This is a genomic window from Dinoroseobacter sp. S124A (genome assembly GCF_049801015.1).
Taxonomy (GTDB): domain Bacteria; phylum Pseudomonadota; class Alphaproteobacteria; order Rhodobacterales; family Rhodobacteraceae; genus Dinoroseobacter.
In genome coordinates, this window is record NZ_JBNAGD010000001.1 from 378604 (window position 1) to 393555 (window position 14952).

A 14952-nucleotide genomic window follows, 5' to 3' on the forward strand; every position below is an offset into this window, starting at 1 on the left:
GCGATGGCCACGGATCCCAATCTGCGACCCGAACCGATGCCCGATGAGCGGGATGGGGCGGATCGTGCCCTGCGCCCGCAATCGCTCGAGGCGTTTATCGGCCAGGCAGAGGCGCGGGCCAATCTGCGGGTTTTTGTCGAGAGCGCCCGGCGGCGGGGTGAGGCCATGGATCATGTGCTGTTCCACGGCCCACCGGGGCTGGGCAAGACCACGCTGGCGCAGATCACGGCGCGCGAGCTGGGCGTGAACTTCCGCATGACCTCGGGGCCTGTGCTGGCCAAGGCGGGGGACCTTGCGGCGCTCCTGACCAATCTCGAGGCGCGCGATGTCCTGTTCATCGATGAGATCCACCGCCTGAACCCGGTGGTGGAGGAGGTGCTCTACCCGGCGCTGGAAGACTTCGAGCTGGATCTGGTGATCGGCGAGGGGCCCGCGGCGCGCACGGTGCGGATCGAGCTGCAGCCCTTCACGCTTGTGGGGGCCACCACCCGGCTGGGATTGCTGACGACGCCCCTGCGCGACCGGTTCGGGATCCCGGTCCGGTTGCAGTTCTACAGTGCGCCCGAGTTGGAACAGATCGTTGCCCGGGGCGCGCGGCTGCTGGACGTGCCCGCCGAGCCCGACGGGATCGCCGAGATCGCCCGCCGGGCGCGGGGCACGCCTCGCATTGCCGGGCGGCTTCTGCGCCGCGTGGTGGATTTCGCGCTGGTCGAGGGCGATGGGCGCATCACCCGCGCGGTGGCCGATGGTGCGCTGACGCGGCTTGGCGTGGACCGCGCCGGGTTGGATGGCGGAGACCGGCGCTACCTGTCGCTGGTGGCCGAGAATTACGGCGGCGGGCCGGTGGGGATCGAGACGATCTCGGCGGCCCTGTCGGAGGCGCGCGACGCGGTGGAGGAGGTGATCGAGCCCTACCTGTTGCAGCAGGGCTTCATCCAGCGGACCCCGCGGGGCCGGATGCTGGCGCGCAAGGCCTGGGATCATCTGGGCCTGCCCATGCCCCGCCCGGCGGATGCGCCGAGCCAGACCGACCTCTTCCCCGGCGGGGCCCCGGACGATCCGCCCGTTTGAGCCTGGTGGCGAAAGCGGTTATGTCCCGCCCGAGCGAGACCAGACGAGGACGACCCGGTGCAACCAGACGAGATCGAAGCGCTGTTCACCCGCAGTGACGCCACCTATCTTTGCGCGCGCTGGGGGCGGCCCCAGGCCCCCGTGGTCTTTGGCGTGGATGACGCGACCCTGAGCGTTGTGAAAGGCGCGTTCGAGGCCGTGGCCCAGCTTGCCGGGGTCGAGATTGCCGAGACCGATCCGGAGCTTGGCGCCAATATCATGGTCTTTTTCTTCGAGGACTGGTCCGAACTGACGGAGACCCCGAATATGGACCGGCTGGTGCCCGATCTCGGCCCGCTTGTGGCGCGGCTCGAGGCGCAGGAGGCCAACCAGTACCGGTTCTTCCGCTTCGATCCGGATGGCGGGATCAAGGCTGCCTTCGTTTTTATCCGTATGGACGCCCATCTGCGCGATGTGCCGGCCGAGACCCTCGCGCTGAGCCAGGCGGTGCAGACCATCCTGCTCTGGTCCGATACTGCGTTTCTCGGCCAATCGCCCCTCGCCAGGACCGAAGATGGCGCGACCCTGTTGAAGCCCGAGATCGCGCAGGTGATCCGCGCGGCCTACGACCCGATCCTGCCCGTGGCCGCCACCGATGCGAGCCATGCCCTGCGCCTGTCAGCCCGGATCGGGGCGCTGCAATGAGCGCGCATCGCTTCGATCTGCGGGTCTATTACGAGGACACGGATCTCGCGGGCATCGTCTATTACGCGAATTACCTGAAATTCATCGAGCGCGGGCGCAGTGAATACCTGCGGGATCTGGGGGTGGACCAGGGTGCGCTCAAGGCCGAGGCCGGCCTCGTTTTTGCCGTGCGCCGGGTCGAGGCGGACTATCTGATCCCAGCAAAATTCGACGATCACCTGTCCGTGACCACGCAAGTGGCCGAGGTGTCCGGCGCGCGGATCACACTCGATCAGGCGGTCCTGCGGGGGGCGGAGGTGCTCTTTTCTGCAAGGGTCACAATCGTTTGCCTGTCTGACACCGGGCGTCCGGCCCGGGTTCCGCCCGAGGTGCGCACAGCCTTCGAGGCCACGGCAAAAACACGCTAGAGGTCCTGCGACACCTTCCAAAGAAGCCGCTTTGCGCGTATCTTGGGGGGATAACACACGGCCCACGAAGGCCGGAGAGCAGGATTGAGCAGGCCATGACACCCGAGATAGACTTCTCGTTTCTCGCGCTTTTCGCGCGCGCCACCCTGACCGTGCAGCTTGTGATGATCCTGTTGATCGGGATGTCCTTCTGGTCGTGGTCGATCATCATTCAGAAATGGATCACCTTCCGGCGCGCCCGCACCGAGGCCGAGGCCTTCGACGCGGCCTTCTGGTCCGGCGAGCCGCTCGATGACCTGTTCGACCAGATCGGGCCAGCGCCCGAGGGGGCCGCGCAAAAGGTCTTTGCCTCCGGGATGACCGAATGGCGGCGGTCACACCGCGAGACGGGGGATCTGATCCCCGGTGCGCAGCAGCGGATCGATCGGTCCATGGATGTGGCCATCGCCAAGGCGAGCGAGCGGTTGCAGAACGGGCTGAGCTTTCTGGCCACGACCGGGGCCACTGCGCCCTTCATCGGACTTTTCGGCACGGTCTGGGGCATCAAGCACAGTTTCGAGCAGATCGCGATCCAGCAGAACACCAACCTTGCCGTGGTGGCCCCGGGCATTGCCGAGGCGCTTTTGGCGACGGGGCTGGGCCTGCTGGCGGCGATCCCGGCGGTGGTGGCCTATAACAAGCTCTCGGCGGATGCGGATCGTATCGTTGGCGGTTACGAGGCCTTCGCCGATGAGTTCGCCACGCTTCTGTCGCGGCAGTTGGACGCCTGAGCCGTGAAGGCCGGGGTCTCATCCGGGGCGGGCGGCGGCGGGCGCCGGCGCGGTCGGCGCAGCGGGCGCGGCGGTGCCAAGCCCATGTCCGAGATCAACGTCACGCCCTTCGTGGATGTGATGCTCGTGCTTCTTATCATCTTCATGGTGGCCGCGCCGCTTCTGACCGTGGGCGTGCCGGTGGAACTGCCGGAAACCTCGGCCAATGCCTTGCCGGGCAGTGAGGAAGAACCCCTGACCGTCACGGTCGCCGCCGATGGCCGGGTGCTGATCCAGACCACCGAGGTGCCGCGCGACACGCTGATCCCGCGCCTGCGCGCCGTGGCCGCCGAGCGCGAGGGCGACAAGATCTTCCTGCGGGCCGATGGCGGCATCAGCTATGCCGAGGTGATGCAGGTGATGGGCGCGCTCAACGCAGCGGGCTTCAACAATATCGGCCTTGTTACCGAGACCGGTGGGCCGTCGCTGGGCGGAGCGGATGCCGGGTCCGAGGGCTGAGGGCGCGTGCTGCGTCTGCCCCATATCGACACCGGGACCGCGATTTCCGGGGCGGGCCATCTGGGCCTGCTGGCCTGGCTCGCGCTGGGGGGGCTGTTTTACTCTGCGCCCGAATTGCCGCTGCCCTCGGCGACCGATGTGACGCTTCTGTCCGAAGCCGAGTTCGCGGCGCTGACAAGCGCGCCGGAGGTGCCCGAGGTCGTCGAGCTGCCGCAGCCCCCGGCGCCCGAGACGCCGCCCGCACCCGCACCGGTGCAATCTGCGCCGGCCCCTGTCGTGTCGGCGCCGCCGCCTGAACCAGAACCGGACCCTGTGCCCGCACCACCCCCGGCCCCGGCAGCGCCCGCCCCGCCGCCCCCGGCACCGCGCGTGGCCCCCGAACCCGTGCCGACCCCCGCGCCCGAGGCAGAGATCGCGCCCGAGCGGTCCGAGCCCGTGACCTCCGAGGCCGAGGGGGAGACCACGACAGAGGCCGAGCGCGAAACCGCGCCCGAGGCCGCCACAACCCGCATCATTACCGAGGCCACCGAGACCGATCCGGACAGTCAGGCCGCCGATCCCACGCCCGAGCTGACGGCGAGCCCACGCCCGCCTTCGCGCCCTGCACGCCCGCGCCCGACGCCTCCGGTGGCGGAGACGCCGCCTGAACCCGCCTCGGACCCGGTGGCCGATGCGGTCGCCGCCGCCGTGGCCGAGGCCACCGAGAGCGCGCCGGACCCTGCGCCCAGCACGCCCGCGCGCCCCGAGATCCCCGTGGGTCCGCCCATGACCTCGGGCGAGCGCGAAGGGCTGCGGGTTGCGGTGCAGCAATGCTGGAATGTGGGCTTGCTGTCCTCCGAGGCCCTGCGCACCACCGTGGTGGTCGGGGTCGAAATGGAACAATCGGGGCGGCCCATTGCCGGGTCGATCCGGATGCTGAGCTCCGAAGGGGGCTCCGAGGCCGCCGCGCGTCAGGCGTTCGAGGCCGCAAGGCGGGCAATCATCCGCTGCGGCAGCGCCGGATTTGATCTGCCGGTTGAGAAATACGGCCAGTGGCGCGATATCGAAATGACATTTAATCCCGAAAGGATGCGGATCCGATGAGACGAGCCTTTTTGAGTGCCCTGATTGCTGGTTTGGCGAGTATTGGTCTCGCCGCCGCTGTGTCCGCCCAATCCAGTCCGGGGCCCCTCCGCATCGAGATCACCGAAGGGGTGATCGAACCCTTGCCCGTGGCGGTGCCACCCTTCGTGGCCGAAACTCCGCAAGCCACCGAGCTGGCCCGCCAGATCGCCGAGGTTGTGGCCGCCGATCTCGAAGGGTCGGGCCTCTTCCGGGTGATCCCCGAGAGCGCCTATATCAGCCCGATCACCAGCTTTGCCTCCCCGGTGCAATATGCAGACTGGAAGGCGATCAATGCCCAGGCGCTGGTCACGGGCTCTGTCTCCGTCGCCGGAGATGGGCGGCTTGTGGTCAAATTCCGCCTGTTCGACGTGTTCTCTGACGCGCCCCTCGGCAAGGGGCTGCAATTCGTGGCCAGCCAGTCCAGTTGGCGGCGCATGGGGCACAAGGTGGCGGATGCAGTCTATAGCCGGATCACCGGCGAGGGTGGCTATTTCGACAGCCGCGTTGTCTTTGTGTCGGAGCAGGGTCCGAAGAATGCCCGTCAGAAACGCCTTGCGATCATGGATTATGATGGCGCGAATGTGCAGTTCCTGACCGATAGCAGCGCGATCGTGCTCGCGCCGCGTTTCTCGCCCACCGGGGACCGGGTGCTTTATACCTCCTATGCGACCGGGCGGCCGCAGATCACGCTGCTCGATGTGGCGCAGGTGCGCAGCCAGTCCATCGGGTCGGCCACGGGCGGGCAGATGAGCTTTGCACCGCGCTTTGCCCCGGATGGCCGCTCGGTGGTGTTCTCGCTGACCAATGGCGGCAATAGCGACATCTATCGCCGCGACCTGTCCAGCGGGTCGCAAACCCGGCTGACGGCGACACCGGCCATCGAGACCGCGCCCAGCTTTTCGCCCGATGGCCGCCAGATCGTGTTCGAAAGCGACCGCAGCGGCTCGCAACAGCTTTATGTCATGTCGGCCACGGGCGGCGAGGCACGCCGGATCAGCTTTGGCGCAGGGCGCTACGGCACGCCGGTCTGGTCGCCGCGCGGAGACCTCATTGCCTTCACCAAGCAGAACCAGGGCCGGTTCCATATCGGTGTGATGCGGGTCGATGGCTCGGAGGAGCGTCTGCTGACCTCGTCGTTCCTGGATGAAAGCCCCACCTGGTCGCCCAATGGCCGCGTGATCATGTTCACCCGGGAGACTGCAGGCGCACGCGGGGCCCCCGCGCTCTATTCGGTGGATATCTCCGGGCGCAACCTGCGCCGCGTGCCCACGCCGGGGGCGGCCTCGGACCCGGCCTGGTCGCCGCTCCTGCCCTGAGATCGGCCGGTGCGGGCGCTGACGAACCATGTTAACACTCCCTTCAAGAACACTGAGCAGATGAGGAACGGGCCATGGAATTTGCAAAGACGTCTTCGCGCGCGAGGCTGAGCCTCGCGCTGGTCGCGGCCCTCGCCGTATCGGGCTGTGCCGGATCGGGCGGGCTTTTCGGCAGTGCCGGGGGCGCGGGCGGCGGCAGCGGGCCGACCACCGCTGGGGCCTTCGGCGATCCGAGCTCGCCGCAGTATTTCCAGCAGGCCATCGGCGACCGGGTGCTCTTTGCCGTGGATCAGAGCACGCTCTCGCCCGAGGCGCAGCAGCTTGTCTCACAACAAGCTGAATGGCTCATGAGCAACGGGGCCTATACGGCGGTGATCGAGGGCCATGCGGATGAGCAGGGCACGCGGGAATACAACCTCGCCCTCGGCGCGCGCCGGGCCAGTGCCGTGCGGGATTTCATGGTCGCCCAAGGGGTTGCCGATAGCCGCCTGACCACCGTGACCTTCGGCAAGGAACGCCCGATCGAGATCTGTTCGGACGAATCCTGCTACGCCCAGAACCGCCGCTCTGTCACGGTTCTGTCGGCGGGGCCGAGTTCCTAAGCGCCGGAGCCAGCCATGACACGACCTCTCCTCGTTCTCGCGGCCACGGGCCTGTTCGCGCTGGCCGCCCCGCTGGCGGCGCAGGATCGCGCGCAGACCCTGGCGGATATCCGACAGGAGCTGTCGATGCTCTATGTCGAGTTGCAGACACTCAAGCGTGAGCAATCGACGACGGGCGCGCCGCAGATCGCCTTGCCGTCGAGTGCGCTCGACCGGCTCAACACACTGGAGAGCGAGCTGTCGCGGCTGACGGCGAAGACCGAGGAGCTCGAATTCCGCATCGACAGCATCGTCAAGGACGGTACGAACCGGATCGGGGATCTGGAATTCCGGCTGGTCGAGCTGGAGGGCGGCGATCTCTCGACCCTGGGCGAGACCACGACCCTCGGCGGCACGGCTGCGGAACCCAACACGCCCGTCGCGCCGGTGGTGCCGCCGGCGGCGGGTGGACCCGAGCTCGCCGTGGCCGAGCAGGAAGATTTCGACGCGGCCAAGGCGCTGCTCGAAGGCGGGCAGGCGACAGCGGCGGCTGAGGCGTTCTCGGCCTATGCCACGACCTATCCCGGCAGCCCGCTGGTGCAGGAAGCCCATTACCTTCGCGGAGAGGCGCGCGCCTCGGACGGGTCCTGGACCCTGGCGGCCCGCGCCTATCTCGATGCGTTTTCCGGCGCTCCGGACGGCACGCTCGCGCCGCTCGCGCTCTATCGTTTGGGGATCAGCCTCGCGGAGCTGGGACAACGCGAGGAGGCCTGCCTGACCCTGCGCGAGGTGAGCCTGCGCTATCCCGGTGGGACGGCGGCGGTGGATGCCAACACGGCGCGCTCGGAACTGACCTGCCCGTGACCGCGCCCGCCGCTCTGGCCCGCGCCTTTGCGGATCAGATGGCGCAACTCGCCCCCGGGGCGCAGCGGATCGGCGTGGCGGTGTCCGGCGGCGGGGATTCCATGGCCCTTTTGCAGCTTGCCCATGCCTGGGGCGCGTCGCGGGATGTCACCATCTTGGCGGCCACCGTGGAACACGGCCTGCGGCCCGAGGCGGCAGAGGAACAGGCGGTGGTGGCCGCGCTCTGTGCACGGCTGGGCGTTGCCCATCAGGTGCTGCGCTGGACCGGCTGGGACGGACAAGGCAACCTGCAGGCCGCCGCACGGGAGGCGCGGCTTGGCTTGCTCGCAAGCTGGGCGCGGGCCGAAGCCCTCGACGCGGTTTGTCTTGGACATACGGAGGACGATCAGGCCGAAACGGTTCTGCTGCGCTTGATGCGCGGCTCGGGGGTGGACGGGCTCGCGGCCATGTCCGCGCGCCGCGCGGGGCAGGGGACCCTCTGGCTGCGCCCGCTGCTGGAGCAGCGCCGCGAGACCTTGCGCGCCCATCTGCGGGCCGAGGGAATTGCCTGGTGCGAGGACCCGAGCAACGCGGATCCGCGGTTTGACAGGGTTCGGATGCGCCGCGCGATTGACACGCTGGATCTGGACACCGGCCGTCTGGCCCAGACCGCACGTGCCATGGCCCGGGCGCAGGAGGCGCTGGGTCTGCGCGCCGCAGACGAGGTCAGCGCGGGCCATGTGCGTTTTGAGTGGGGCGATGTCCTGCTGGACCGTGCGCGCCTCGACGCGCTCGACGCGGAAACGCGATTGCGGCTGCTGGCCGAGGCGGTGCGCTGGGTGTCCGGTGCGCCCTACAGGCCCCGGCTCAGCTCGCTCGAAACCACTTGGGGGCGCTTGGGCACGGGGGCTGCACCCTTGCAGGGCTGCCTTTTCACGCCCGAACGCGGACGCATTCGCGTCTCACGCGAACTTGCTGCTGTGGCCGCAGAGGTCGCCCCGCTGGGCGCGCTGTGGGATGGGCGCTGGCAGATCTCGCTGCGCGATCCCGTGCCGGACGCAACCACGCCTGAGCTGCGTGTCCTCGGCGCGGAGGGCGTGACACAGGTCGGCCGCCCCGAGACAGGCCCGCCTTTCGCCAGCCTCTGCGCCAGTGTTGCGGTCTGGGATCGGGACCGGGTTTTGGCCGTTCCGCGCCTGAATTGGGGGCTGTCAACGCGAATTGACACTCAACCTGACCCGTCTTCGTTCATATCAAGCCTGATTCCACATTGAACTGCGCCGTTCCGTAGCTATTTTAAACACAAGTCCGCAGAGCGCGCCCGAGCGCTTTGCCACCTTGAGGAGAATTATCCGTGGGCAATTTGCGTAATGTCGCGTTCTGGGTTGTGCTGTTTTTGCTCATCCTGGCCCTGTTCAACCTGTTCAGCGGGGGGCAATCGACGGTCAACGCACGCTCGATCACCTATTCCGACTTTGTCGAGCGCGTGGAGCAGGGCGATGTGGCCAGTGTCATCCTGGATGGCGAGCAGGTCATGATCCGCACCGGCGACGGCCAGCAATACACCACCGTCAAGCCCGAGGGCGTGGATGTCACGCAGCTCCTGCTTGACGAGAACGTCCAGATCGAAGCCCGCGCGCAAGAGCAGAGCGGGATCCTGTCCTATATCGGGACGCTGCTGCCCTTCCTGATCCTGATCGGGATCTGGATCTTCTTCATGAACCGGATGCAGGGCGGTGGACGCGGCGGGGCCATGGGCTTTGGCAAGTCCAAGGCGAAACTGCTGACCGAGAAGCATGGCCGCGTCACCTTCGACGATGTGGCAGGGATCGACGAGGCCAAGGAAGAGCTCGAAGAGATCGTCGAATTCCTGCGCAACCCGCAGAAATTCTCGCGGCTCGGGGGCAAGATCCCCAAAGGCGCGCTGCTGGTGGGCCCTCCGGGTACCGGTAAGACCCTGCTGGCCCGCGCGATTGCGGGGGAGGCGGGCGTGCCCTTCTTCACCATCTCGGGTTCGGACTTCGTTGAAATGTTCGTGGGTGTCGGCGCGAGCCGGGTCCGCGACATGTTCGAGCAGGCCAAGAAAAACGCGCCTTGTATCGTGTTCATCGACGAGATCGATGCCGTGGGCCGGTCCCGTGGTGTCGGCTATGGCGGCGGCAATGACGAACGCGAGCAGACCCTGAACCAGCTTCTGGTGGAAATGGACGGGTTCGAGGCCAATGAAGGCATCATCATCGTGGCGGCGACCAACCGTCCCGACGTGCTCGACCCTGCGCTGCTGCGTCCGGGCCGGTTTGACCGTCAGGTGCAGGTACCGAACCCGGACATCAAGGGACGCGAGCGCATCCTGGGCGTCCATGCCCGCAAGGTGCCGCTGGGCCCCGATGTGGATCTGCGCATCATCGCGCGCGGTACGCCGGGCTTCTCTGGTGCGGATCTGGCGAACCTCGTGAACGAAAGCGCGCTGATGGCGGCCCGCGTGGGGCGTCGCTTCGTGACCATGGAAGATTTCGAGAGCGCCAAGGACAAGGTCATGATGGGGGCCGAGCGGCGTTCCATGGTGATGTCCGAGGAAGAGAAGATGCTGACGGCCTATCACGAGGCCGGCCATGCCATCGTGGGTCTCAACGTGCCGCAGCATGATCCGATCCACAAGGCGACGATCATCCCGCGCGGCCGCGCATTGGGTCTGGTCATGTCCCTGCCGGAACGCGATCAGTTGAGCGTGACGCGCACCAAGTATACCTCCAAGATCGCCATGGCGATGGGGGGCAAGGTCGCCGAAGAGCTCAAGTTCGGGCCCGAGAACGTGACCTCGGGGGCGACCTCGGACATCCAGCAGGTCTCCAAGATCGCGCGGGCCATGGTGACGCAATTCGGCTTTGCCGAAGAGCTGGGCCATGTGGATTACGCCAATGAACAGCAATCCTATCTCGGCAGCTATGGCGGTGGCACCAATCACAGCCAGGAGACCCAGAAGATCATCGACCAGAAGGTCAAGGAGATCATCGACGAAGGGTACGAGACCGCCAAGCGGATCCTCACCGAGCAGAACGAAGGCTGGGAGCGTCTGGCCCAGGGTCTGCTGGAATATGAAACCCTGACCGGGGCCGAGATCCAGAAGGTGATCAATGGCGAGCCGCTCAACCGCGGCGATGACGAGGACGACACGCCGACCTCGGGCACGCCGTCCCTGACGGCCGTTCCCAAGTCCAAATCCCGCTCCAAGCCGCGGGATGGCGGGATGGAGCCTGAGCCGACAGCCTGATCCTGTATCAAACCAGTGACACAGCGCCGCCCCCCGGGGCGGCGTTTTACATTTCGGTTGCAGGACTCAGGATGCCTCCGCTACGCAATGCGCTCTTTTTGCGGGATCTTCAGGAGGCAGCTGTGGCACAAATCGACGATGGCCCCGGGGCAAAGCGGGTGCTTTGGCCGTTCTACCTGGCTCTGGCGATCTTCGTGGCGCTGGTCGTGCAGGCCACGATCCAGGGGCACGGGCTGGACTATTACAAGACCGAGGCCGGCCCGTTCGAGATCGGCGCTTTCGTGGCCATGGGCTGCGCGCTGATCGGGTTTGTCGCGCTCGCCCCGCGGGTCGTGTTCGGCCCCGGCTGGCATGTCGCAGTGCTGATGGCGCTCTTGATGATGCGCGAGCTCGATTTCGACAAGCGGTTCACCGAGAAGGGCGTGCTGCAGCTGCGGCTCTATTCCGGGGATTATCCGCTCCTCCACAAGCTGATCGGGGTTTTCGTGCTGATCGTGATTGTCGTGACGCTCTATCGTCTCGTCCGGCATGGGGCGGGCCCGTTCCTGCGCGGGCTGCGGGATCGTGCGGCCTGGGCCTGGTGGCTGGCCGGGGCGATTGTGCTGGTGGTGATCGCCAAGAGCCTCGACGGTCTCGCCCGCAAGCTGGAGCCCTTCGGCATCGCCGTCTCCGCCGAAACCGATTGGTGGGCCAGCTTCATCGAGGAAGGGCTCGAATGGATCTTTCCGATGATGATCATCCTCGCGATCACCAGCTGGGTGCAGCAGGACCGCGCGCGCCGCTAAACGAGCGGGGCTAGCCCATGGGCGTCCTGGGCACAGGCACCATGGTCCCTTGCAAAAGCGCGACGCAGGTGCCGTCCTCGCGCGCGACCTCGGCTGTGACCACGACCAGCCGCTTGCCGGGTTTGACCACCCGCCCGGTGGCAATCAGGGCCGGACCGCTGCCCGGGGCGAGCAGGTTGATCTTGATCTCGGCCGTTACAACCTCCGCCTCCTCGGGCATCAGGGTCAGCGCGGCGTAGCCCGCCGCCGAGTCCCCGATGGCGAAGGTCAGCCCCGCATGGGCGACCCCATGCTGCTGCCCGGTCTCGGGGGTCACGGGGGCGCGGATCACCACCTCGCCCGGCTTGACCGAGACCAGCTCTGCGCCGAGCGTGCCCATTAATCCCTGACGCGCGAAACTGCGCGCCACCTTGTCCTGAAGATCGCTCATCTGCCCCCCGGTCCTTGTCTGCGCGCAGTGTGCGGTGGATGGGCGGGCGGGTAAACCACCCTAGCCGCGCGGCATGGGCACCATGCAGGGCTGCGGTCCGATCAGGATCGCGCGCGCATCGGCACCCATGAGCGTCGAGAGCGGTGCGCTATGACAGTGCAGGCCCCCCGTATACGCGCCATAGGCCGGCAGGATCAGCCGGGTCGCATCCAGCAGGAAGCAGGCCCGGGAGACCCGCCGCCCCCCGCGCAATTGCAGGCTGCATTTCGGGTGGTAATGGCCCGAGACCTCGCCGGGGCTGGGCGTGCCGTCTTCGGCGATATGGCGAAACCGCAGGGGGCCACTGCGCCACTCGGTCGCCTGTTGGCCCGCCAGGTCGAGCGGGCCGGGATCGTGGTTCCCCTCGACCCAGATCCAGCGCCGCCCGGATTGCGCCAGCGCGATCCGCTCCCGCAGGGGGGCGGGCAGGGCGCGGCTCGCCGCCGGGTCGTCGAAACTGTCCCCGAGGCAGATCACCTCATCGGGCCCGGTCGCGGCCAGATCGGCCTCCAGTCGGGACAGGGTTTCGGTGGTCTCATAGGGCGGCAGAAGCGCCCCGTTTCGCCGTGCGATCCGCTCGGACTTGCCCAGATGCAGGTCCGAGACCACGAGCACCTGCCGCTCCGGCCACCAGAGCGCACCGCTGGGAAGCGCGCGCAGCGCGGCACCGGCAAAGCTGAAATCCTGCGTGTTCATGCTTTGGTCCAACACCATTTCATCGGGCGGTGCAAGCGCGATCTCAGGTCAGACCCGCCTCGGTCATCAGGGCAGCCGCCGCTTCGGCGACCATCCGGTCCTCGGCCGCCCCGGCGATCGGCACCCGTCCGCGTTCGAGCATCATCGGCGCGGCAAGCGGGCTCAGCCGGTCGAGCCGGTAGTGATCGATCCGCCCGGTGGTCCGTTCCAGCAGCTCTTCGATGCGCGCGAAATCCACGAGCCCCCGGCGGGCCTCCTCGCGGGTGATCTGCATCAGCACATGGTCCGGGTCGTATTTCAGCAAAGTGTCATAGAGGATATCCGATGAGAAGGTCGCCTGCCGCCCGGTCTTGCGCCGTCCCGGCGTGTTCCGCTCGATCAGCCCGGCGATGATCGCCGAGGCGCGGAAGGTCCGCTTCATCACCGCATTGCCCGACAGCCAATGGTCGAACCCGTCGCGGATCCCGTCAGGGCGCACGAGGGCGGCGGGATCCGTGACCTCGCTCAGCCCCCAGAGCATGGTGGCGTAATCGGTCGCGACGAAGCCCACCGGGTCGAGCCCTGCGGCCTCCATCCGCTGGCTGAGCAACAGGCCGAGCGTCTGCTGCGCGTTGCGGCCAGCGAAGCCGTAGCAGACGAGGTAGTTGCGATCCTCGAAGGGAAAGGTCTCGATCAGCATCCGCTCGGCCTCGGGCAGTTTCGAGACCCGCCGTTGCAGGTGCAGCCAGTCGCGCGTGGCCTCGGGCAACTCGGGCCAATCGTCCTGCTGGAACATCTCGAGGATGGTCTGGCTGAGCTGGGTTGAGGTGGCGAATTTCGTCCCCATGAAGGTCGCGATCTTGGGCTGCTTGTCGGCGCGGCGCGTGACCTCGACCGTGAGTTCGTTGAGCCCCTCATAGCGCACGATCTGCCCGCCGATCAGAAAGGTATCGCCCTGGGTCAGCGTGGCGGCGAAGCCCTCCTCGACCTCGCCGAGCGGGGTGCCGCCGCGCCGGTTCTTGAGCCGGACCTTGAGGGTTTCGGTGTCGATGATCGTGCCGATATTCATCCGGATCGCCCGGGCGCTGCGGGGATCGCGGAGCTGCCATTGCCCATCCGGGCGCTGCAACAGCCGTTGCCAGCGGTCATAGGCGCGCAGGGCATACCCGCCCGTGGCGCAGAAGTTCAGGCAATCGTCGAAGGCCGCGCGCGTCAGGCTCTGGTAGGCGCCCGCGCTGGTCACCTCGTCAAAGAGGTGATCGGCGTCGAACGGGCCCGCCGCCGCTACGTTCAGGATATGCTGACACAGCACATCGCGGGGGCCCTCGTCGCGCGCCTCGCCATCGAGCTTGCCCTCGGCCATGGTCTTGAGTGCCGCATGGCATTCCACCACCTCGAAGCGGTTCGCAGGCACAAGCAGGGCCTTGGACGGCGCATTATAGCGGTGGTTGGCGCGTCCGATCCGCTGGACCAGTCGCTTGACGTTCTTGGGGGCACCAACCTGGATGACCAGATCCACATCCCCCCAGTCGATGCCGAGATCGAGCGAACCGGTGCAGACGATGGCGCGCAGGCTGCCCTCTGCCATGGCGGCCTCGACCTTCTGGCGCTGCTCCCGCGCGAGGGAGCCGTGGTGGATCCCGATGGGCAGGGCGTCCTCATTGGCGAGCCAGAGCGCATGGAAGAACAGCTCGGCCTGGGCGCGGGTGTTGTGGAAGATCAGGGTGGTCTTGTGGCTGCGCACAGCGTCGAGGATCGCGGGGATCGCGTAACGCCCGCCGCCGCCGGTCCAGGGCGGGGGGGCGTCGGTCTGCAGCATGGTGATATCCGGCGCCGGGCCGGGATCCGCATGGAGGATGGCGCAAGGATCCGGGTGACGGGCGAGAAACTGGGCGATGGCCTCCGGATCCTCGACCGTGGCCGAGAGCCCAACGCGGCGGAGTTCGGGCACAAGGCTTTGCAAGCGGGCGAGCCCGAGCATGAGCTGATCCCCCCGCTTGGATTCCGCCAGCGCATGGATCTCGTCCACGATCACCCGTTTGACCCCGGCAAAGGTCCGGGCGGCGTCCTCATAGCTGAGCATCAGCGCAAGGCTTTCCGGTGTGGTCAGCAGGATATGGGGCGGGTCCGCGCGCTGACGCTTGCGCTGGCTTTGGGAGGTATCTCCGGTCCGGTCCTCGATCCGGATCGCCAGGCCTGCCTCCTCGACCGGGCGGCGCAGGTTGCGCTTGATATCCGCCGCCAGCGCCTTGAGCGGCGAGATATAGAGCGTATGCAAACCGGCCTCGGGCGTCGGGCCCAGCTCGGCCAGCGTCGGCAGAAACCCGGCCAGCGTCTTGCCGCCGCCCGTGGGCGCGATCAACAGCAGTGCGGGGTCCGCCGCACGGTCCAGCATGTCACGCTGATGGGGGTGGAGCGACCAGCCCTGATCGGTGATCCAGCGGGCAAGCTCCGGGGGCAATTGCAGGTCCATCCTCC

15 protein-coding genes are annotated in these 14952 nt (G+C 67.4%); 12 read left to right on the forward strand and 3 right to left on the reverse strand.

Annotation, left to right across the window (positions count from 1 at the left end):
* Positions 1-3 precede the first annotated feature (3 nt).
* From ruvB to ACP15I_RS01800, 12 genes are all read left to right on the forward strand, one after another.
* A complete protein-coding gene (ruvB, locus tag ACP15I_RS01745) occupies positions 4-1071 on the forward strand; it encodes a Holliday junction branch migration DNA helicase RuvB (RefSeq protein ID WP_424973656.1) in 1068 nt (355 codons plus the stop codon).
* A 57-nt stretch (positions 1072-1128) separates the two neighbouring features.
* Positions 1129-1755 carry a hypothetical protein gene (locus ACP15I_RS01750; RefSeq protein WP_424973657.1) on the forward strand — a complete coding sequence of 209 codons (627 nt, stop codon included), beginning with the start codon at positions 1129-1131 and terminating at the stop codon, positions 1753-1755.
* Positions 1752-2162, forward strand: coding sequence for a tol-pal system-associated acyl-CoA thioesterase (gene ybgC / locus ACP15I_RS01755; RefSeq protein WP_424973658.1), 411 nt, complete (start codon positions 1752-1754; stop codon positions 2160-2162). The genes ACP15I_RS01750 and ybgC overlap by 4 nt, the downstream gene beginning before the upstream one ends.
* Positions 2163-2257: 95 nt before the next feature.
* Positions 2258-2932 carry a protein TolQ gene (gene tolQ, locus ACP15I_RS01760; protein ID WP_424964685.1) on the forward strand — a complete coding sequence of 225 codons (675 nt, stop codon included), beginning with the start codon at positions 2258-2260 and terminating at the stop codon, positions 2930-2932.
* Positions 2933-3016: 84 nt separating this feature from the next.
* Positions 3017-3430, forward strand: coding sequence for a protein TolR (gene tolR, locus ACP15I_RS01765; protein ID WP_424973659.1), 414 nt, complete (start codon positions 3017-3019; stop codon positions 3428-3430).
* 6 nt (positions 3431-3436) lie between these two features.
* Entirely contained in the window at positions 3437-4513 is a 1077-nt protein-coding gene (locus ACP15I_RS01770) for an energy transducer TonB (RefSeq protein WP_424973660.1), read from the forward strand.
* The gene (gene tolB, locus ACP15I_RS01775) at positions 4510-5850 is read left to right on the forward strand and encodes a Tol-Pal system beta propeller repeat protein TolB (protein ID WP_424973661.1); all 1341 of its coding nucleotides are present in this window, start codon (positions 4510-4512) and stop codon (positions 5848-5850) included. Before ACP15I_RS01770 ends, tolB begins: the two co-directional genes overlap by 4 nt.
* Positions 5851-5924: 74 nt before the next feature.
* Entirely contained in the window at positions 5925-6452 is a 528-nt protein-coding gene (gene pal / locus ACP15I_RS01780; protein ID WP_424973662.1) for a peptidoglycan-associated lipoprotein Pal, read from the forward strand.
* 15 nt (positions 6453-6467) lie between these two features.
* On the forward strand, positions 6468-7295 hold the full coding sequence (gene ybgF / locus ACP15I_RS01785) for a tol-pal system protein YbgF (protein WP_424973663.1): 828 nt from the start codon (positions 6468-6470) through the stop codon (positions 7293-7295).
* The gene (gene tilS / locus ACP15I_RS01790; protein ID WP_424973664.1) at positions 7292-8548 is read left to right on the forward strand and encodes a tRNA lysidine(34) synthetase TilS; all 1257 of its coding nucleotides are present in this window, start codon (positions 7292-7294) and stop codon (positions 8546-8548) included. Before ybgF ends, tilS begins: the two co-directional genes overlap by 4 nt.
* Positions 8549-8628: 80 nt before the next feature.
* Positions 8629-10545, forward strand: coding sequence for an ATP-dependent zinc metalloprotease FtsH (gene ftsH, locus ACP15I_RS01795; protein WP_424964678.1), 1917 nt, complete (start codon positions 8629-8631; stop codon positions 10543-10545).
* A gap of 122 nt (positions 10546-10667) precedes the next feature.
* A complete protein-coding gene (locus tag ACP15I_RS01800; protein ID WP_424973665.1) occupies positions 10668-11330 on the forward strand; it encodes a hypothetical protein in 663 nt (220 codons plus the stop codon).
* 10 nt (positions 11331-11340) lie between these two features.
* Here the strand turns inward: ACP15I_RS01800 and ACP15I_RS01805 are convergent, their stop codons facing one another.
* The 3 genes from ACP15I_RS01805 to ACP15I_RS01815 are packed head-to-tail and all read right to left on the reverse strand — an operon-like array spanning position 11341 to position 14947.
* The gene (locus tag ACP15I_RS01805) at positions 11341-11760 is read right to left on the reverse strand and encodes a PaaI family thioesterase (protein WP_424973666.1); all 420 of its coding nucleotides are present in this window, start codon (positions 11758-11760) and stop codon (positions 11341-11343) included.
* 60 nt (positions 11761-11820) lie between these two features.
* The gene (pdeM, locus tag ACP15I_RS01810) at positions 11821-12495 is read right to left on the reverse strand and encodes a ligase-associated DNA damage response endonuclease PdeM (RefSeq protein WP_424973667.1); all 675 of its coding nucleotides are present in this window, start codon (positions 12493-12495) and stop codon (positions 11821-11823) included.
* 43 nt (positions 12496-12538) lie between these two features.
* Positions 12539-14947 carry a ligase-associated DNA damage response DEXH box helicase gene (locus ACP15I_RS01815; protein WP_424973668.1) on the reverse strand — a complete coding sequence of 803 codons (2409 nt, stop codon included), beginning with the start codon at positions 14945-14947 and terminating at the stop codon, positions 12539-12541.
* Positions 14948-14952: the final 5 nt, after the last annotated feature.